Below are 18,943 nucleotides of genomic sequence, written 5' to 3' on the forward strand. Positions count from 1 at the left end.
AAACCTACCTCTACTGACTGATCAAAAGCGATCGCGATCGCTTATGCTAAATTTGAATCAAATAAATTGAATTATCTTCCGTGACCAGAGAACGCGAACCTTTGATTAGTCTGGCGCTGTACCACGCTTTTAAGTGGTCAATTGTCAGCCCTATGCTTCATGCTTACTTTCGGGGGCGAATTTATGGAGTGGAAAATGTCCCCAAATCAGGGAAATTAGTGGTGGTGAGTAATCATGCTAGTTATTTTGATCCGCCGATTGTCTCTAATTGTGTACGTCGTCCAGTGGCGTACATGGCTAAGGAAGAGTTATTTGAAGTCCCAGTTTTAGCGCAAGTAATTAAATTGTATGGTGCTTACCCGGTGAGTCGGGGGAGTGCTGACCGAAATTCTATCCGCGCCGCCCTGGACTATCTTGATAATGGCTGGGCTGTAGGTGTTTTCTTAGAAGGTACTCGCACTCCAGATGGTAGAATTACTGATCCTAAAAGAGGGGCTGCACTACTGGCGGCGAAGGCTAAAGCACCATTCTTGCCGGTGAGTTTATGGGGTTCTGAGAAGATATTACAAAAAGGCTCGGCTCTACCTCGTGCTGTTCCCTTAACTATTCGCATTGGGAAATTAATTGATGCGCCCAGTTCTACTAATAAAGAAGAATTACAAGCTGTGACACATCAATGTGCGACAGCAATTAATCAGTTGCATGATTTAGGACGTTAAGAAATAGCAACAACTATTGATATAAAATCGGTCGTAGACGAATCAAGACGGGGAATTATGTCGGATTTAAGAACAGAACTAACAGAAAATCTGGATGAGGCTGAGTGGGATTGGCTAATTCCTCATGTACAAAGGGATGCGGTGATTGTGGTAGCACAGGATTTGGACTTGCTTGATGTGGGAGTGGCGATCGCCAGTGATCAAATTCCATCAGTGCAACAATGGATTGATCAGGGATTAATGGCTAAACCTTCAGAGACACAACTGGGAAATTGGAATAGCGATCGCACCAAGCGATTTCAAACTCTGATTATTCAGCCCTATGTTCTAATCCAAGAAATGACCCCATAAGAGCAAGTCCTAAGTTGACAATTTCATAGACAAAACTATACTTATATTGACAAAAATCAATATATATTTTAGGAAAAAATCAACTACTTGATATATAATACGGTGATATCAAGTATTGAATTGAGACTATTGCCGACGCGAAAACCAAGCAATGATGGTGGTAGTCTTTTTCAGAAACTTAATTGGAACACAATCGCGTCTGGCTAAGGCGTGAAAGTCTACTGAGGGATAACTGCTCCCATGCTCCCGTTGAAGTAGAAAGTAAAGTCTAGTTTTGTCTAGGTTTTATATAGCAGAATAGTACCGCAGTGAACATTTGGGTTGAGTTACAAACCCCATCCGAATTTTCCCAATACCCAATACCCAATACCCAATCCCCATTCCCCCATTCAAGGCTTTCTCATATGTTCTGCACCCGTGTAACCAGTCGCTACCCAAATTAAAGCTCTAGCTCCATCACGGATAGATTTATCCACGGGTTCACGCATATTTTCTGAAGGTACTGCGACAGGTTTTAATTGAATACCCCGACTCCCTAAAACTATCTCGCCAATCACACGGGCGCGGCGCATATGGAATTCCGAAGTAATTAAATAAACACTCTTAATACCTTGAGCTTGCAACTCATCTACTAATGTAGTAAAATTAGTAACAGTATCTACAGCCTCATAATCCAGTCGTAATCGTTTAGGATCAACCCCAGCCTTGGCAAACACTTTCTCAGTGAATGTAGGTGGACTACCACCAGAAATCCAAATTGGTAAACTTGGATGCTGGCGAGCAAAATTAGCTGTAAACTTTTCTCGTTCTAAATGTGACGTAGAACCGCCCAAGACTAATACCGCTTGGGGTGGCAATTCCTCGATTTTCGATTCCTGGTATCCCAGCCACATTAATAGAGGTAGGGCGAAAACCATAAACCGAAATGAATGACCTTTAAATAATAGATGATTTTTCAAGGCTCTATACTTTCGTCTGTTGAGTCCAGGATTTCCTCTGAAAAAAAAGATAAACAACTATGTAGGGTAGCAGATTTTGTAAAAAACTACCCAAATATGAACTGATACTTTTATTTAATACACAGTCAAAGGTGTATTAACAGGATATATCGCAATTGATGCAATATCAGGCACTGGGTCGGAAAAATCATCAAACACTTCCGACTTCCTTTGTCATAAAATTGTTTTTTTGGGGACGGGACTGGCCAGGCTCGAACCGGCGACCTAGCGCTTAGGAGGCGCTCGCTCTATCCATCTGAGCTACAGCCCCAACTACAAAGCATATGCAAGCACATACTATCATAGCATTGACACTTCCCGAAATATAATTTCGAGGATTCTTGTTTCACTTAGAATGCCAAGAATTATCCCAAGAACCGCCGCCTATTTCTAAACCACAAAGAGAACTTTCTGCTTTGAGGATTGTTGAAGATTTTCCGCTACTTAATTTTCGTAACTCCAAATCTAACTTTCCTTGCATGGTATCCCGACAACAGAATACTAAACCATTTGCTGTAGGCGCACGTAGGGGTGTACCAGGTAAATGCGTGGTTCCGGTCAATTCAATTTCATAATCTAAGTTTCTTGCTCGCATTTGCCATCTACCCCAGGGCTGAATATCCCATTCTACTTTGGCATTCCAGGGAACAAATTCATAAAACTTGCCTTGATAGTGCAAACCAATCATGGCGACAGATTCCATCCACCACAATACACCACGCCTACCACCGCCAGCCGTTAAAGCCAAATCGGGTTCGCCATCAAAGCTATTACAATTTAACCAAAACCATTTTTGCGGAAACGCACCGCCCCAATTTTTCTCTGAGTAAGCTGGCGCGTTAGTAAATTCATAGATTTTACCATTCCAATCAATTGAACCACTGGCTAAACCGTGAGCCATTAAAATTTGCCATCCAGGTTCAAAAATTTGTAGGGATGACACCCAGCCGGCGGTTGATTGCTGAATACTATTTTGATTTCCCCAATAGTATATGGGCTGAATTTCGTACAGCCAACGGCAATAATTACCAGTTGCAGGATCGTGAATTTCCCCCTGATTTAAGGTAGCTGTGGCTTGATAGCCGGATTGGATATGACGTTCAAATTCATTCGGGAGGAGATATAAAGGTGGGGTGTGGAGGTCGGTTTTACCCCAATGACCTAATCCCAGAACATCTGGACTACCCCAGAATTTTTTGACATCAGGAAAGGTACGACATATATACTCATCATTCGCCCCCAGGATTTGCGCTGCACCCCCGCTATAGGGTTTACTACCAATGGGGTCTTCTATGGAGTACATGAAGGCGAAGGTTTGACCACAATGGGGTAAAGTTACGCGATAATACCAACCTTCAAAGAAGCTGCGACTACTACCATCCCAATGGTATCCACTATGAGGCGTTTGGGTTGATTGAAGAAGATTTAGGGGAATAGTTAACATAATATCTATATAGTTGCCTGTTTCTTTCAGTATGAGCGATCGCCTTGATATAAATCATGCTTATGAAATTTTAGGACTGACACCCGGTGCATCACAAGGACAGGTGAAGCAAGCTTACCGTCAGTTGGTGAAGATTTGGCATCCTGATCGCTTTTTTGACCCACGGGAAAAACAGGAAGCGGAGGAAAAAATCAAAGAAATCAATGTCGCTTACAACAATCTTAAGTCTCAACAGCTAAATACTGAAAGTGCGCCCTCTGCTACGCCGACAAATACGTCAACCAATCAGGTAAACATATCTGTCCAGCGCTGGGATGCACAAAGTTTTTATAACTGCGGCGTGGAGAATGCTAATGAAGGAAAATATGAGGAGGCGATCGCCGATTTTACCAAAGCCATTCGTCTTAATCCTCACTACGTTGAAGCATACAAATATCGAGGCTTCGTTTGTTCTCAACTGGGGTTTGAATATCGAGCCGCTTCAGATTTAAATAAAGCCGCATACTTAGAACAGGGTGGGAGCAATGAAGCCCAGTATTCCAGGTGGTCAAGGTCATATAAGCCTGTATTCCGGAGGAAATCTCTGTTATCGAGATGGTGTCAGAAAATCAAAAGACTGCTGAGGCTAAATAGGCGTTGATGTTTCTTATCTGTGCGATCGCTTCTAGACCATGAGTCAATAGCTTGACTTTTAGATGCATTTATGCATATGGCTTTTAATTATAATAGAGAGATTTCTCGCCAATCCTAGAAACAAAAAAAACATACACATTCAGTCTTCAATTTACCCTTTTTAATATAAATAGGACTTACGCAAGAACTCTCTGAAACCTTCTTAACTTCGTGTCCTTCGTGTCCTTCGTGGTTCGTTTTTCCATAATTTTGCGTAAGTCCTGATAAAGCGCCTAGATGATTGCGATAGGTGAATGATGTTTAATTTCCGGAAAACATCCCCAAAAATTCGGAAATTTTGCTCAAGTATTTGCAATGCTTGCATGAGTATGTTAACTCAAAAATCATAAATATTTTCTCATCACAAAAAAATATTTTTAGTTTTACGAAATCACGCCAAAAGGAATTGTAGACAATTACTAACAATCACCACAGCGATATGTGAATTATGAATATTCAAAACTTGCAGAAAACATCTCTGAAATTGTTACCAGCTTTCCTCGCTACTGCTACCCTGATAACGAGTTTTATCACTCCTGCATTTGCTCAAAACCGAGTTGAAATTGTTGGTGGAGAGTATGGTGGTAACGGTTGTCCTGCTGGTACTGCTAGCGTCACAGTTAGCCCCGATGGTCAAGAATTAAGTATTCTGTTTGACAAATTTATCGCTGAAGGGAACAACGTCAGGGAACGTCGTAAAAGCTGTAATTTGACTATTCCAATTAAAGTACCCCAAGGTTTTCAAATTTCTTTCTATGATGCTGATTATCGGGGCTATGTGAGTACTCAGACAACTGGACAACTCAGAGCAGAATACTTTTTTGCTGGTCAGCGTGGCCCAGTGTTTTCCCGGACTTTCACAGGTGAAACTGATTACAATGTGCGAGATCAATTAGCAACTATGGCTGATGTCTGGTCAGCTTGTGGGGATAGTCTGAATATGCGGGTGAATGCGGCCATGCGCGCCAGTGGTAAAGGTATAGCCACTGTTGATTCCTTTGATTTGGCGCACCGTGGTTTGGTTTATCACATTAAATATCGCAGATGTCAGTAATCAGTTTTAACTGGCCTCTGTGTGAACTCCAGGAGGCTAAAAATACCACAGAGGGGAGAAATTAATCAGATTTGAGGGAATTTTTCGCGTAAGTCCTCATCCAGGGTGGTTCACGAATACACCACAATATTAAGAAAAGTTACTCCAAATATTACAACAAATTAATGCTGTTCAAGTTTGGTAAACATCTCACCCAAATGAAATACAGGATGCTAAATTAAGACCAAGGTACAAACAGGTTAAGAGTTAATTAAACAAAAACCTTGAAGTTAGAGCCTGTACCTCCTGCTCTAATCACCGCGCAATCATTTTTCAATTGTCGCATCCTCTAAAAAGTTTTGCAGCGTTGAGTTAATTGATGTTTTTGGAGGTTTTTGAACTTACAGTAGAGATGCCTGTTTATCGGAAGTAAGGATGCTCAACTTTGAGATAAACGATTGCGAAAATTGTCCACATTATTTGAGTTAGTTGACCCTGTTTTTTAAATCTTCTCGAAAAATTGCCAGTTTAATAAGCCGCCGTAGGTTACTGATACTTCAATACTGTTCGGTTAAGCAAATTCGTGATCCGAAAACCCTTGTAGAGACGTTCCATGGAACGTCTCTACATCCCCTAACCGAAAGGTATTGACTGATACTTTTCCATCGTAACTTTTGGCGGTTTACAAATATCTAAGTAAATAATTATAGGCTAACTAAGGTAATTACAGTAACTTCAGGTGGACAAAATAAACGTCCTGGACGATAAGTTCCCAAGCCGCGATTGACGTATAATTGATTGTTTGACACTTGATGAAAACCTTTTGCCCATTCCCAATATTTCACTACTTTCCCACAGTCTCCTAATAATAATGGTTCCCAACGTCGCAGTTTTTTAGGAAGTTGTTTCAGCAGCTTTTGATAATGAAAAATTGCTGGGCCAAGTCCTGGTAGTACAATATGACCTCCGTGGGTATGTCCAGATAGTTGCAAATCTACGCGCCACTTTTGCAAAATTTTGGCAGTATCTGGGTTATGGGATAAAACAATGCGGGGGATATCAGAATTGAGTATATCCATAACTGGTGCGGGGTTAAATTCCCGTGACCAATACTCAGCTAGTCCTATTATTGGTAATTCTTGTCCCAATGGATAGGCGATTTCATTCCACAGGACATGAACCCCTATGCTAGTAAGGGCTGATGTAATTTCTGTTTTTGAGTGCTTGTAATGTATATCATGGTTACCGAGGACGGCATAAATACCACAGCGACTTTGTAAATGTTTCAGTCGTAAAGCTAGCTCGTGAATTGGTGTAGGATCGTCGGTTACATAGTCGCCAGTTAATAGAATTATATCAGGTTCAGCTTCGTTACTAGCAGCGATCGCTTGTGCTAAAAGTTCTTCAGAAATTCTTACACCATCATAGTGAAAGTCTGTCAACTGTACCAGCTTTGTACCTTGTAAAGATTGTGGTAGATCCGCAATCTTAACCGTTATTTTATCTACTCTTAAACGTCCCGTAAACAACCAGTGCATAGTGCAGTACAAGACTCCTCATACCAGTGTTTACAGCTTATCAAAAATTAAAATACATCTGGAATAAGTGCCAAAAATTAATGGTTAGTTTTGATAAACTATGCCTTTTGGAGGATAATTTCTGTAACTTCAGGAGGACAAAATAAACGTCCTGGGAAATAAGTTCCCAAACCACGATTGACATATAGCTGATTGTTTCCGACTTGATGTAAACCTTGCGACCATTCCCAATGACGGATAATCAAGTAGTTTTTTCGCAAACAGGGAAAGCGATACCGTACTTTCTGAGGTACATTTTGCAGAATTTTCTTGTAGCCAACTAATATAGGCCCTAGTCCGGGAATCACAATTTGGCCACCGTGTGTATGACCAGACAATTGCAAATCTACTCGCCACCCTTGTAATAACTCCGCCGTATCAGGATTATGAGATAAGACAATCCGAGGTATGTCAGGATTTAGTTGGTTCATTACTAGTGTAGGATTGAATTCTGGTGAATAACGATCCGCTAATCCTACTAATGGTAAATCTTCTCCTAAAGGATAGGCGATTTCATTCCATAGAACGTTAATATCGATGCTAGTTAGGGCGTTGGTAATTTCGCTTTTTGAGTGTTTGTAATATATATCGTGATTACCCAATATGGCATAAATCCCTGCCTGACTTTTTAGCTGTTTGAGTCGTGAAGCTAGGTCATGAATGGGTTCGGTGCTTGTAGTTACATAGTCGCCAGTCAATAGAACTAAATCTGGTTTTAATTGGTTGCTAATTGCGATCGCCTGTTCTAACATTTCTTCTGACAGTCGCAAACCATCATAATGAAAGTCTGACATCTGCACCAATTTTTTACCTTCTAAAGATGCCGGCAAACCCGCAATCTTAACCGTTAATCTCTCTATACTCAACGGTCCAGATAACAACCAGTGCATAATGTCTTGATTAAACTTCAATTATAGACCTTACAGTCTAGCTAAAAAAGCATCGCATAATTGTTTCACATGACAATTCCTGACCATTGAATTTTTTTCTGTTGCTCCCGACGATAAGAAAAGAAATATTCTGGGGTTTGGTAAGTACAGTAAGGAGCGATCGCTATTTGTTCGGCGGTAATACCCAAACTTTCCAGTTGCAAAACATTGACTTTTCGCACATCTAACCTGACTTTTCCTGGGTCGGGATCTGCTAATAAGGGTGAATTTGGTAACTCATGCAAAGCATCGATAATCTGCTGTTCTTCTGTATGGGGTGTAATGCTAGCACCAACTTCCGCCGCTACTTCCAGAGAAACTTGGTAAACCTCACCGGCGATGGCTGGTCCCATAGCAATCCGTAAGTCATCCAGTTGACTACCCTGATTTCGTAGTCGGGCGATCGCCTGGGGAACAATCTTCGCCGCAGTCCCCCGCCAACCCGCGTGTAATGCCGCTACTTGTCGAGTTTTGACATCGCCAATCAATACAGGTGTACAATCGGCGCTAGCTACCCAGAGAGCTTGTAGTGGCTGTTGGCTGATTAAACCATCCCCCGGAACTAAGCCAGAATCTTCTGTCCTTGTCTGGCTCTCAATTTCTTGTGGGGTGAGAACTATATTGCCATGTACCTGCTGCAAACGATATGCTGATGCTTCTGGGTGCATAAACTTTGTCAAATCTTCAGGCGATCGCGGCCAAAACTGCTGAGTAAAAAAGCCGTGATGCCAATCTTTAAGGAGACTACAAGTAAGATAAGGTAGTCCTTGCCAATTATGCCAGTGCCAAGTGTGCATCTTGAACCAAACCTAAACAGAAATCAAAATCAATCAATTAATGCTAACTTGAACAACGGGATTTCGGTTAACTGCTGTGGGATTTGATCTGCAACTCTGGGAAACTGCTCTGGAATCGGGAAATAGGTATACTTATTTACCAAAATACCTACATATTTTTGAAAGTGTTCCTTCAACTAATCAGACCCTGTGGGACTTGCTCAAACAAGGGGCTGATAAAAACTCTATCGTAATTGCAACTCAGCAAACTGCTGGCAGAGGACAATGGGGTCGTCAGTGGATTTCTCCCACCGGGGGACTATATCTTTCGGTGGGTATTGTTCCTAAACTAGAAGCTACTGATAGTTATCAGCTCACGTTAGCTAGTGCTTGGGGAATTGCTGCACAATTACGACAGTGCGGCGTAAGCGTGGGCATTAAATGGCCCAATGACTTAGTGTTGTATGGTCGCAAACTCGGTGGCATTTTAACCGAAACAAAAGTCCACAATGGACAGATCATACAAGCAGTGATTGGTGTCGGCATTAACTGGGCTAACCCAGTACCCGATACTGGCATCAATCTCGAAACTTGGCAAGCTTCCCAGCCTACTAAGGCTATCTCTTGTCTAGAAATGCTCACGAACACAGTTGTACTGGGAATAGAATCCGGTATAGACTGTCTGTGCCAAGAAGGAGTAAGTGTACTCTTGTCTCGATATTTAGATTTATTGATAAATATTGGGGATCAGGTATATATCAATAACCTTTTAGGCACTGTAGTTGGCGTAACTTCTCAGGGAAATCTTCATGTATCTTTGGAAACATATGATTCAACTGAGATAAAAACACCAGAAATTTATGTCGAACCCGGTACAATCAGTTTGGGTTACTCTAAATCTTCTGTTTTATTATAGGTTTGTTCAAAATTTAGCTCTTTGGGCAAGACAAACCACTGACATCATCTCTTGAGACTAATTTAAAACAACTGAGAGAAACAATGACGCAGCGCCATAAATCTGCCCATCACCATTTAAATAACTCATCCAGACGCTATCCTTACGGGAAGCTTTTCCACATCTATGCATCTACGCTACCAGCACAAAGCTTTTTTTTGCTCAGTAGTGTTAGTTTCTTAGGTAACGGCTTGGCAATTGCTCAAACAGAAACAGTTATAGATAATATTGTTCCCACTGTTGAAAGCTCTCAGCCAGCAGTAGTCATCCCAACTAATGTAAAAACAGATACTGTTTCTTCTGCACCATCTCGACCACAATCGGAACTTGCAGAACGCCAAGCTGACCTGACACAGAGACTACGTAGTAGAAAAGCGATTTCAACTCCAGAAACAAATGTGACTTTGGAGAAACCCAAAACAGAGGTTTCAATTCCTAGAGCCAATGTGACTTTGGAGAAACCCAAAACGGAGGTTTCAATTCCTAGAGCCAATGTGACTTTGGAGAAACCCAAAACGGAGGTTTCAACTCCCAGAGCCAATGTGACTTTGGAGAAACCCAAAACGGAGGTTTCAACTCCCAGAGCCAATGTGACTTTGGAGAAACCCAAAACGGAGGTTTCAACTCCCAGAGCCAATGTGACTTTGGAAAAACTCAAAACTGGAGTAGCCCAACCTACTACACCCCGGACTTTACCTGAAAAACTCCCCGAAATTGCCCAACCATTAAATAACTCGAACAGCGCCACCAGCGCAGCCACAGCAGGTAAAACCAGGGATTATAATAACGCCTATATTGATCCTACCAATTACAACACCAATGCTACGGCTACTTATCAAGCACCTAACTCTGTGGTGCTAACAGAACGCTCTAGTGGTTGTCAAACTGTTTTACCGTCTGGGCAAAGTATATCAGGCAGTAATTGCGCTCAAGCAACTCAGGAACCTGCGCCCAATCAGAAAGTAGCTAATTCTGATCCTAAAACAGCACCCAACTGGCTCAAAACTAGCCAAAATACTCAGGTAGCGCAAGTTCCAGCAGTTCGACCAGTAGCTCAACCAGTAGCTCGACCAGTAGCCACTAATAACAGTAACAACAGATGGAGTCCTAATCGGGCTGTATCTAGTGGTGTGAGCAAAACTGCATCTCGCCCGAATCGGTTTATCCCTCAACCTAGCGATTTCGCTACTAGATCAGGGAATCCATCTTCCATCCCATCAGGTGGTGAGACTCTACCGCCACCAATGACAGCAGCCAATGTTGCACCCCGCCCCAGTAGAGTAGCTTACGACTTCCAATTAGCATCTGTACTGCCACAAATTCCCTTTACTGGGACACTGGCCTATGCTAGCGATGGGGGAATGATATTTCCGCTTTCTATGCCGGCTCGCATTAGTTCTGTATTTGGTTGGAGAACTCATCCTATTTCAGGCGATCAACGTTTCCACGCCGGCACAGATTTGGCAGCGCCTATGGGTACACCAGTAGTAGCAGCCGCAGAGGGTACAGTGCAAAATGCCAACTGGATGGGTGGTTATGGTTTAACCGTAACTGTTAACCACCCTTCATCTCAACAAACCCTTTATGCTCATTTGTCAGAACTATTTGTTCAACCAGGTCAGAGGGTAGAAAAGGAACCGTTATTGGGCGAGTGGGTAGCACTGGTAACTCTACAGGGCCTCACCTGCACTTTGAAGTCCGCCACCTCAAACCAGAAGGTTGGGTTGCTGTTGACTCAGGTGTACAATTACAAGTCGCCCTCAGTCAGATGGTTCAAGCTTTACAAACAGCTCGCGTTATCCAAGAACCAGATAGCTAGCACCGCAAGGCGGAAGTCAAAAGTTAAAAGTCAAAAGTCAAAAGTTAAGAAACTTGACTTCCCCTACTTTCTGTAGAGACGCGATGAATCGTGTCTCTACTTACTGCTATATAAAACCTAGACAAAACTAGACTTTACTTTCTACTTCAACGGGAGCATGGGAGCAGTTATCCCTCAGTAGACTTTCACGCCTTAGCCAGACGCGATTGTGTTCCAATTAAGTTTCTGAAAAAGACTACCACCATCATTGCTTGGTTTTCGCGTCGGCAATAGTCTCAATTCAATACTTGATATCACCGTATTATATATCAAGTAGTTGATTTTTTCCTAAAATATATATTGATTTTTGTCAATATAAGTACAGTTTTGTCTATGAAATTGTCAACTTAGGACTTGCTCCCTAATTACAAATACCCATGTTCTGCTAAAAACTCAGGTGTCACCATATCGGTTTGCGGGTGTTGTTTGCTAGGGGAAAGAAATTTCTCTACATATTTGCCGAGAATATCCCCTTCTAAATTTACCCAACTGCCAGAAACAAGAGAACGGAGATTTGTATCGTCATAGGTGAGGGGAATAACTGCGACTGTGAACTGAGACAATTCTGGCTCATATGCAGCTACTGTCAGGCTGATACCATTCACAGCAATGCTACCTTTGGGGACAATATACCGCGCGATCGCTTCGGGTGCAGTAAAAGTCATTTCCCAAGAACTAGCCGTTTGTTTGGCCGTTACCAATTGACCGATACCATCCACATGACCCATGACAAAGTGACCCCCGACTTTACCACCCACCCGCAGCGAAGCTTCTAAGTTGACGTATCCCTGTTGTGTTTCCTCTTCTCCCAAAGTCGTGCGGCGTAGAGTCTCCGGTGAAGCCGTGGCGATAAACCCATTGTTTAAAATCTTCTCTACTGTTAAGCAAACTCCATCTACAGCCACACTATCCCCATAAGCCAAATCCTGCATAATGACAGCAGAGGACTGACTTACAAAGGTAATTTGCCACGAATCGCCCCCCAAGGGTTTCATCATTCCTAATGCTTGGATTAATCCTGTAAACACGGCTTTTTTCTCAAACTAATTCTATTTATTGCCTAATTTTGCGAAAAATCCACTGTAATTTTGACATTAATGCCGGACACTTTAAGTATAATTTCTGACTTTTCTTATTATAGATTTATTAACACATTCGCATCCTTCACAAGGCATACTTGGTTAATAAGGTTATTGTCTAGGTAGACCACTTTGACTTACTCTGGTGTTCACAACAAGTTCGGAGTTTAATAGAAGCAATTATAGAGAACAATGCTTATGTTTATTCCCGCCCCCACGTTACCCGAAAAAACCGTATTATTTGTTACACAGCGCCCAATCATTAAAAGGATTGTAGAGGCTTAGGCAATGATTGAAATGAGAGTCGCTGGCATAGCATTAGATGCCATAACCCGCAGTCCCATCGTACTTTTGAAAGATGCCTCAGATCGGCGGGCTTTACCAATTTATATTGGACAGGAACAAGCGAGGGCAATTATGGGTGCGCTGGAAAATCAAAAGCCTCCCAGACCGCTAACACACGACTTAATTGTAAATCTTTTAGAGTCATGTTCCATGATTCTCGAAAAGGTGATTATTCACTCATTACAAAAGGACACATTTTATGCGGCTTTAATTGTCCAGCAAGGGGAAATCAAAAAAGAAATTGATGCGCGTCCTAGCGATGCGATCGCCGTTGCTCTCCGTACAAATGCCCCAATCTGGGTCATGGAAGAAGTGGTTTCCGATGCTTCAATTCCCGTTGATCGCGACGCTGATGAAGCCGAACAGCAAGCCTTCCGTGAATTTATCTCCAATCTTCGCCCCGAAGATTTGATCAAGGGCTTTGGCAATGGCGAGAGCTAGATGAGGCAGGGGGGCAGGGTGCTGGGTGCTGGGGAGAAGAGGCAGGGGGGCAGGGTGCTGGGTGCTGGGGAGAAGAGGCAGGGGGGCAGGGTGCTGGGTGCTGGGGAGAAGCAACTTAATCAGCACTCTTAACTCTTAACTCTTAACTCTTAACTCAAAACTTTCTTGACTCAGCACTCAGCACTCAACACTCAGCACTTTCCCCACTTAGCACTCATCACTTCTCATGCAATACCGACGCTTTGGCAAAACTAACCTACACCTCTCGGTTTTTTCTTTAGGAACAATGCGCTACTTGGCTGATGTCGAAAATGCACAGCAAACAATAGCCAAAGCTTTAGCGTTGGGAGTAAATCATCTAGAAACAGCCAGAGGTTATGGCAAAAGTGAGGAGTATCTTGGTGCAGCTATCAAAGCCGGATTATCATTACCCCGTTCTCAGGTTTACATTACCACCAAAATTCCGCCTACCGTTGATGCTGATAGTATGCGTCGGTGCATCGATGAATCACTAGAGCGATTAAATCTAGATTATCTAGATTGCTTAGGGATTCATGGCTTAAATACTTGGGAGCATCTTCAGTGGGTGCAAGCCAATGGTGGCTTCATGAAAGCCGTCCAGGAAGCTGTTGATGACGGTCGAGTGCGACACGTTGGTTTTTCCACCCACGCGTCATTAGATGTAATTCTCGCAGCAATCAATACAGATTTATTTGAATTTGTCAATCTGCATTATTACTATTTTTTCCAACGTCATGCTCCAGCCATTCAGTTAGCAGCCCAAAAGGACATGGGCATTTTTATAATTTCCCCGGCTGATAAGGGAGGTCGCCTCTACACGCCACCCCAGACATTAATCGACCTGTGTCAGCCTTATTCACCTTTAGAATTAAATTACCGATTTTTACTCAGTGATCATCGGATTACTACTTTGAGTGTAGGGTCAGCGAACCCAGATGAATTAATAGAACCTTTGCAGGTTGCTGATAGTAATAATCAATTAACAAAATCAGAGAAGTTAGTTTTTCAAACATTAGAAAAACACCAAAAAACTGCTTTAGAAACTGATAAATGTAGTCAGTGTTATGCCTGCTTACCTTGTCCAGAAAATATCAATATTCCCGAAGTTCTGCGGTTACGAAATATTGCCGTAGCTTATGACATGACGGACTATGGAAAGTATCGTTATGGAATGTTTGAAAATGCTGGTCATTGGTTTCCTGGGATGAAAGCTAACCGTTGTACAGAATGCGGTGAATGTTTACCTCGATGTCCAGAAAATTTAGATATTCCCGCTTTGTTAGCAGATAGTCACGAAAGGTTAGGCGGAAAAAATAGGAGAAGACTGTGGGAGTAATTCGTAGTTCGTAGTTCGTAGTTCGTAATTCGTAATTCGTAATTAAGATGATTGGACTGAACACGTTATAATATTTTTAGACATTGCTACTGGAAAAAACTATGCAAGTCACACAACAGCGATATTATACGCCAGAAGAATATTTAGCCTTAGAAGATGCTGCTGATTATAAAAGCGAATATATTGACGGGGAAATAATTCCAATGGCAGGTGGAACAATAGATCATAACCGAATCTCTGGCAATCTCTACGCGGCATTAAATTTTGCTTTCAGACAGCAGAATTATGAGGCTTTTGCAGGTGATTTGCGTCTGTGGATACCGCAAAAGCGTATCTATACTTATCCAGATGTGATGATTTTGGCGGATGAACCGGAATTTTTCAATAATCGTCGGGATATCATTGTGAATCCACAGGTGATTATTGAGGTTTTATCAAAATCGACTAAAGGCTATGATCGTGAGAATAAATTTGAGGCTTATCGAACTATTCCTACGTTTCAAGAATATTTACTAATTGACCAAACTCGGATTTATGTAGAGCAATTTTTTAAGACGGGAAAAAAGCAATGGTCGCTGCGTGAGTATGATGAGGAAGATCAGGCGATCGCACTCAATACTATACCCTTTGAAATTTACCTACAAGATTTATACAACAAAGTTACATTTGAGCCTGTGGAGTCGAATGTTGATGAATGTAGTTGAAGCAGGCGCTTGTTTTGCTAGAGTGAGAAGTATCATATCTCACTCAACCGAGAACCGCTATATTTACAGCAGGTTGCAGGTAGATGAGGTACAAAGAGTAATAGTAAAACTCTTGTGGGGGAGGGCAAGGATCGCCCGCCCGAACGTACCTACCAAAATGAAATGTGCTGTATATATTAATTAAAAATGATAAAAAAGGGGTAAACGTTGAGAAACCACTAATGAGTAGCACCAAAATTCACTTAGTTGTTGGCATTCATAACGTTACCCTCACAGTGTTTTATACTGAAAAAGATGATTCCTGGCAGTTTCGGTTGCTGAGTCCAGGTGGTGCAGTGTTTGGTGAACTTAAGCTTTACTTTACGCCTGAAGCCGCCGAAAAAGCAGCCAGAGAGTGGATGAAAGAAGGCAATTGAAGGCGCAAAATCAATTTTATGTCTCAGCAAGTCCTTCTAAATGAAAAGCTAAATTCTTCAGCGCCATCTCAATTTCAGAACTGTAAGGAATGCTGCGCCATCTTGGAGTGGTTGCATTGTCCATTGCAGTTGTTTCCAGGTATTCAGCAACAACCATGAGTTTTTCGGGATCTGTTGCAGCTGTAGCCAAATTTTCTAAAAATTCTTGAGATGTCATGGATTTCCCACAAATAGGTAACAGGATGAAAATTTCATTGCTGCTACGAGAATAACTACTGCACCATCATCAGTCTGTTCATCATACTCATGTTTTCCACACCTAATCTTCTGGTAAACCCCAGCAAAGGTGAAAACTTATGTCATCCTGTTTAGTCCCCTAGCAGATAAACAAGCAGAATTGTCTCCTGGTCACCAAACACAAGTCATTCGTCAGGTAGAGCAGTCACTCCCAGAGAAAATGTATTGTGATGGTAGTTGGACGGCTGACCAAAGTTTAGGTAAATTAAAATGCAGTAATATCAATTACCCGTAAATTATCAGCGAATTGGAGATTGATCGCAAATTAAAAATTGTATACGTTTATGCTGAGATACAAACTAGCTAGTTGCAAAAAATCGCTCCCTCTACTAATAACGATTAACCTCAGTACAATTTTTCTGTTACCACTCTCACCCTCACTAGCAGAAACATCCCCAGTTCCATCGCCTTCAGATGCACCTTTAGAACTTGCGTTATTAACCCAGCCCAATGGTGATGTCATCACAGCCAATACCATTAACCCAGAAGGATTAACTACACCTAGTTTATGGTGGGAAAAAGAAAATTCAGAAAACAAGCTGTTAGATAACTGGATAGGATATCCAGCTAACGAACAAGAACCCGCCAGAGTAGACCTCATAGTCAATCAGCAAATTTGGAGCTTGCTAGACTATCTAGAACGCTACGACTTTGTAAATCGCTTGGGTAGCAGTGCCAGAAAGGACGGTTATAACGTTAGAGTTTTCAACTATCAACAAAACCTTTTGGCAACTTATACCTGTAATTTTGTCACAAGTCCAATATCATGCCGTATCCAAATAAATACTCAGAATAGGTTAGGATTATTGCGTTCCTTCTAGAAAACTATAGCAACCGCCAAGGTTGTTAGGAAATGGCAAAAGCCTAAAACCCAGTCACAGCGAGTCTTTGACTTTTGACTTTTGACTTTTGCTATAATGTCTACCCTTGCTTAATTTTGGCGAACAAAGACTCATACTGCTCAATTGCTAATAGAGGTAAAGAATGCAAAAATTCACTTTGATCAAAAACCTCACGATTACTCTGTAACAAGCTTCTAAATGCTTCCTGACGCTCGGATGAGGTAATATTAGGAAAAGTTGGCGAATTACTTCTAGTGAGCAGAGAAATTTGTTTAGCGATATTTGGTTGCCAACAAAAATCAATCCACTGTGATGAAAAAGTATCTTTTTTAACTCCAGTGGGGCGTACCCATAAATCTGCCCAGATTGCTGTTCCTGATTTCGGAATAACTGCGGCCAGCTGGGGATAACGCGCCAGAACGGGTATGATGTCGCTGGACCAACCAACGGCTAGCCAAGTATCTCCAATAATTAGTGGTTCTAGGTAGTTATTGGAACTGTAGAATTTTACCTGTTGGTTTAATGCCCGTAATTCATTTTCTAAGTTTGGTATAGTATCGAGATTTTCTGTATTGTAGGATTCTCCTAGCTTTTTTAAAACCAGACCGATTACTTCTCTAGATTGATCTACTATAGAAATTCGTTCCTGTAATCCATCTCGCCACAAATCACTCCAATCCTGCGGAGTCCAACCCAAACTCTGCAACTTTTGACGATTATAGACAATTACTGTACTACCCCAACGGTAAGGAGCCGCCCAAACATTTCCTTGAGTATCCAGATTACCTTGATTATCGCGCGTTACCAGTTGCTGCCACGTTTTATCTAAAGCAGACCAGTGTTTTAACTGTTTGATCTCCGCCTCTTCTAGTGGTTGAATGAGTTTTTGTTCAATAGCTGCTTTCAGCCAGTAGTCACCTAATGTAACCAAGTCAGATGCAACTGCTGGTGGGGATTTCCTAAATGGTATAAAGCGAGTCCAAAAAGGTTTATCAGTGGTTTTTGATTTATCTTGCCAACCTTGCAATTGTTTAAATAAATCCTGTATCTGCTCGACAGGGGAAAAATTTAACTGTACTTGTTGCTGTAAACTTTGGCGAAACTGACGAACTATCTGACTGGGGATAGAACCTTTTAATAATTGGATATTGAGTTTTGTCTGGTTGCTATCGCCACAACCAAACAGGAACTGAGAAAGCGCCAGTCCACTTGCACCCAATAAAAAAGACCGTCGATCCATCGATTTTGGATTCTGGATTCTGGATTCTGGATTATACATAATATTAAATAAATATATAGAATTATACCTCAAATGCTTATTTAGCGGTATGTTGAGAATATTGTGGTTAAACCTGAGCCATTGACGGACTTGAGACTGTTTTGGTGAAAATAACTCCTCATGATTTCGGTTTTATGCAAAAGCACCATCAATATTACTGATAAAAAACATTCAATTATATTATACCTAAATACTTATTGAGTATGTAGCCCTTCCTAATCTTTTGATGTCCCTAATTATCTGTATTCATCTGTGTTAATCTGTGGTTAATTAATTCTTCTCCCCAGGGGAGAAGCGAACGCGTTCGCGTATATACTCAGGCGAGAACTGATACATACCGAAAAACTTTAGGAAAAATTAAATAATTCAAAAGTAAAGTTAATATAACCTGTAAATTGAATAACATAAAGAAAATATACGGACGAGGGTATTAAATGGAGCCATTACAAACACAAATTCTGACTTTGAGTCATAAACTTGATGCCCTCTGCCAGGTAATTGAGCAACTTGATAGTAAAGTCGCTCAAGCTTTCTCAGAATGTTCTTTAGCAAATACACAAGCCAAAAATAATTATGGAGAAAATAGTGATGTCAGCCGCTACCAGTTAAAAAAACATATCAATTTAAATCCAGAACTGGAACATAAGGATGTATTGACAGATGGCATAACTTTAGACATGAATCGGCAAGGTGGAGATAATAACTTAACGCCAGAAATACAAATACAACGACTAACAGCACAATTAACGGCAGCATACAATCGCATTGCTGCTTTAGAAGAACAATTAATGAAAGTTAGAATTCATTAAATTATTGAATAGTTAAGATCATAAAAGTCCGCCGAAAGTTCTTTGATTCGGGCAATGTTCTT

At 41.5% G+C, this 18,943-nt stretch carries 21 protein-coding genes and 1 tRNA gene; 13 read left to right on the forward strand and 9 right to left on the reverse strand.

Annotation, left to right across the window (positions count from 1 at the left end; genetic code table 11):
• Nucleotides 1-80 precede the first annotated feature (80 nt).
• Both NSP_RS12900 and NSP_RS12905 read left to right on the forward strand, forming a co-directional pair.
• A complete protein-coding gene (locus NSP_RS12900) occupies nucleotides 81-719 on the forward strand; it encodes a lysophospholipid acyltransferase family protein (RefSeq protein WP_006197746.1) in 639 nt (212 codons plus the stop codon).
• Between the two features lie 57 nt (nucleotides 720-776).
• Nucleotides 777-1,070, forward strand: coding sequence for a DUF2288 domain-containing protein (locus NSP_RS12905; protein ID WP_006197745.1), 294 nt, complete (start codon nucleotides 777-779; stop codon nucleotides 1,068-1,070).
• Nucleotides 1,071-1,459: 389 nt separating this feature from the next.
• Here the strand turns inward: NSP_RS12905 and NSP_RS12910 are convergent, their stop codons facing one another.
• From NSP_RS12910 to NSP_RS12920, 3 genes are all read right to left on the reverse strand, one after another.
• Nucleotides 1,460-1,987: a YdcF family protein gene (locus tag NSP_RS12910; protein WP_006197744.1), complete on the reverse strand. Its 528-nt coding sequence runs from the start codon at nucleotides 1,985-1,987 to the stop codon at nucleotides 1,460-1,462.
• A 278-nt stretch (nucleotides 1,988-2,265) separates the two neighbouring features.
• Nucleotides 2,266-2,339 (reverse strand) — tRNA-Arg (locus tag NSP_RS12915).
• 75 nt (nucleotides 2,340-2,414) lie between these two features.
• Complete coding sequence (locus NSP_RS12920; protein WP_006197743.1) at nucleotides 2,415-3,512, reverse strand: tocopherol cyclase family protein; 1,098 nt, start codon at nucleotides 3,510-3,512, stop codon at nucleotides 2,415-2,417.
• Nucleotides 3,513-3,543: 31 nt separating this feature from the next.
• Between NSP_RS12920 and NSP_RS12925 the strand changes: the two genes are divergently transcribed.
• Nucleotides 3,544-4,152: a J domain-containing protein gene (locus NSP_RS12925; RefSeq protein WP_006197742.1), complete on the forward strand. Its 609-nt coding sequence runs from the start codon at nucleotides 3,544-3,546 to the stop codon at nucleotides 4,150-4,152.
• A 480-nt stretch (nucleotides 4,153-4,632) separates the two neighbouring features.
• Nucleotides 4,633-5,238 (forward strand): DUF4360 domain-containing protein, encoded by a 606-nt coding sequence (locus NSP_RS12930; RefSeq protein ID WP_006197741.1) that lies wholly within the window; start codon nucleotides 4,633-4,635, stop codon nucleotides 5,236-5,238.
• A gap of 683 nt (nucleotides 5,239-5,921) precedes the next feature.
• Here NSP_RS12930 and NSP_RS12935 read toward each other — a convergent pair.
• From NSP_RS12935 to pgeF, 3 genes are all read right to left on the reverse strand, one after another.
• Entirely contained in the window at nucleotides 5,922-6,755 is an 834-nt protein-coding gene (locus NSP_RS12935) for a metallophosphoesterase (RefSeq protein ID WP_006197740.1), read from the reverse strand.
• Nucleotides 6,756-6,853: 98 nt separating this feature from the next.
• Nucleotides 6,854-7,684 carry a metallophosphoesterase gene (locus NSP_RS12940; RefSeq protein ID WP_006197739.1) on the reverse strand — a complete coding sequence of 277 codons (831 nt, stop codon included), beginning with the start codon at nucleotides 7,682-7,684 and terminating at the stop codon, nucleotides 6,854-6,856.
• 65 nt (nucleotides 7,685-7,749) lie between these two features.
• The gene (gene pgeF, locus NSP_RS12945; protein ID WP_017804126.1) at nucleotides 7,750-8,520 is read right to left on the reverse strand and encodes a peptidoglycan editing factor PgeF; all 771 of its coding nucleotides are present in this window, start codon (nucleotides 8,518-8,520) and stop codon (nucleotides 7,750-7,752) included.
• Nucleotides 8,521-8,596: 76 nt separating this feature from the next.
• Here pgeF and NSP_RS12950 point away from each other — a divergent pair, with 76 nt between their 5' ends.
• Nucleotides 8,597-9,415 carry a biotin--[acetyl-CoA-carboxylase] ligase gene (locus NSP_RS12950; protein ID WP_006197736.1) on the forward strand — a complete coding sequence of 273 codons (819 nt, stop codon included), beginning with the start codon at nucleotides 8,597-8,599 and terminating at the stop codon, nucleotides 9,413-9,415.
• Between the two features lie 83 nt (nucleotides 9,416-9,498).
• Nucleotides 9,499-11,349 carry a M23 family metallopeptidase gene (locus NSP_RS27600; RefSeq protein ID WP_478212178.1) on the forward strand — a complete coding sequence of 617 codons (1,851 nt, stop codon included), beginning with the start codon at nucleotides 9,499-9,501 and terminating at the stop codon, nucleotides 11,347-11,349.
• Between the two features lie 328 nt (nucleotides 11,350-11,677).
• Here NSP_RS27600 and NSP_RS12960 read toward each other — a convergent pair whose 3' ends face one another.
• On the reverse strand, nucleotides 11,678-12,340 hold the full coding sequence (locus NSP_RS12960; RefSeq protein ID WP_006197734.1) for a riboflavin synthase: 663 nt from the start codon (nucleotides 12,338-12,340) through the stop codon (nucleotides 11,678-11,680).
• Between the two features lie 339 nt (nucleotides 12,341-12,679).
• On the opposite strand from NSP_RS12960, the gene NSP_RS12965 reads away from it, so the two are divergent.
• From NSP_RS12965 to NSP_RS12980, 4 genes are all read left to right on the forward strand, one after another.
• The gene (locus NSP_RS12965) at nucleotides 12,680-13,177 is read left to right on the forward strand and encodes a bifunctional nuclease family protein (protein WP_006197733.1); all 498 of its coding nucleotides are present in this window, start codon (nucleotides 12,680-12,682) and stop codon (nucleotides 13,175-13,177) included.
• A gap of 226 nt (nucleotides 13,178-13,403) precedes the next feature.
• Nucleotides 13,404-14,534, forward strand: coding sequence for an aldo/keto reductase (locus tag NSP_RS12970; protein WP_017804127.1), 1,131 nt, complete (start codon nucleotides 13,404-13,406; stop codon nucleotides 14,532-14,534).
• Nucleotides 14,535-14,635: 101 nt separating this feature from the next.
• Nucleotides 14,636-15,238, forward strand: a complete 603-nt coding sequence (locus NSP_RS12975; protein WP_006197730.1) for a Uma2 family endonuclease — start codon at nucleotides 14,636-14,638, stop codon at nucleotides 15,236-15,238.
• Between the two features lie 221 nt (nucleotides 15,239-15,459).
• The gene (locus NSP_RS12980) at nucleotides 15,460-15,654 is read left to right on the forward strand and encodes a hypothetical protein (RefSeq protein ID WP_006197729.1); all 195 of its coding nucleotides are present in this window, start codon (nucleotides 15,460-15,462) and stop codon (nucleotides 15,652-15,654) included.
• A 16-nt stretch (nucleotides 15,655-15,670) separates the two neighbouring features.
• On the opposite strand, the gene NSP_RS12985 is transcribed toward NSP_RS12980, so the two are convergent.
• Complete coding sequence (locus NSP_RS12985; RefSeq protein ID WP_006197728.1) at nucleotides 15,671-15,871, reverse strand: hypothetical protein; 201 nt, start codon at nucleotides 15,869-15,871, stop codon at nucleotides 15,671-15,673.
• A gap of 129 nt (nucleotides 15,872-16,000) precedes the next feature.
• Here NSP_RS12985 and NSP_RS12990 point away from each other — a divergent pair, with 129 nt between their 5' ends.
• Both NSP_RS12990 and NSP_RS12995 read left to right on the forward strand, forming a co-directional pair.
• Complete coding sequence (locus NSP_RS12990) at nucleotides 16,001-16,186, forward strand: hypothetical protein (protein ID WP_006197727.1); 186 nt, start codon at nucleotides 16,001-16,003, stop codon at nucleotides 16,184-16,186.
• 49 nt (nucleotides 16,187-16,235) lie between these two features.
• On the forward strand, nucleotides 16,236-16,772 hold the full coding sequence (locus tag NSP_RS12995) for a hypothetical protein (RefSeq protein WP_017804128.1): 537 nt from the start codon (nucleotides 16,236-16,238) through the stop codon (nucleotides 16,770-16,772).
• A 100-nt stretch (nucleotides 16,773-16,872) separates the two neighbouring features.
• On the opposite strand, the gene NSP_RS13000 is transcribed toward NSP_RS12995, so the two are convergent.
• On the reverse strand, nucleotides 16,873-18,033 hold the full coding sequence (locus tag NSP_RS13000) for an extracellular solute-binding protein (protein WP_044482828.1): 1,161 nt from the start codon (nucleotides 18,031-18,033) through the stop codon (nucleotides 16,873-16,875).
• A 473-nt stretch (nucleotides 18,034-18,506) separates the two neighbouring features.
• Between NSP_RS13000 and NSP_RS13005 the strand changes: the two genes are divergently transcribed.
• Complete coding sequence (locus NSP_RS13005; protein ID WP_006197997.1) at nucleotides 18,507-18,881, forward strand: hypothetical protein; 375 nt, start codon at nucleotides 18,507-18,509, stop codon at nucleotides 18,879-18,881.
• The last annotated feature ends 62 nt before the right edge of the window (nucleotides 18,882-18,943 follow it).

Source organism: Nodularia spumigena CCY9414 (genome assembly GCF_000340565.2).
Lineage (GTDB): Bacteria > Cyanobacteriota > Cyanobacteriia > Cyanobacteriales > Nostocaceae > Nodularia > Nodularia spumigena.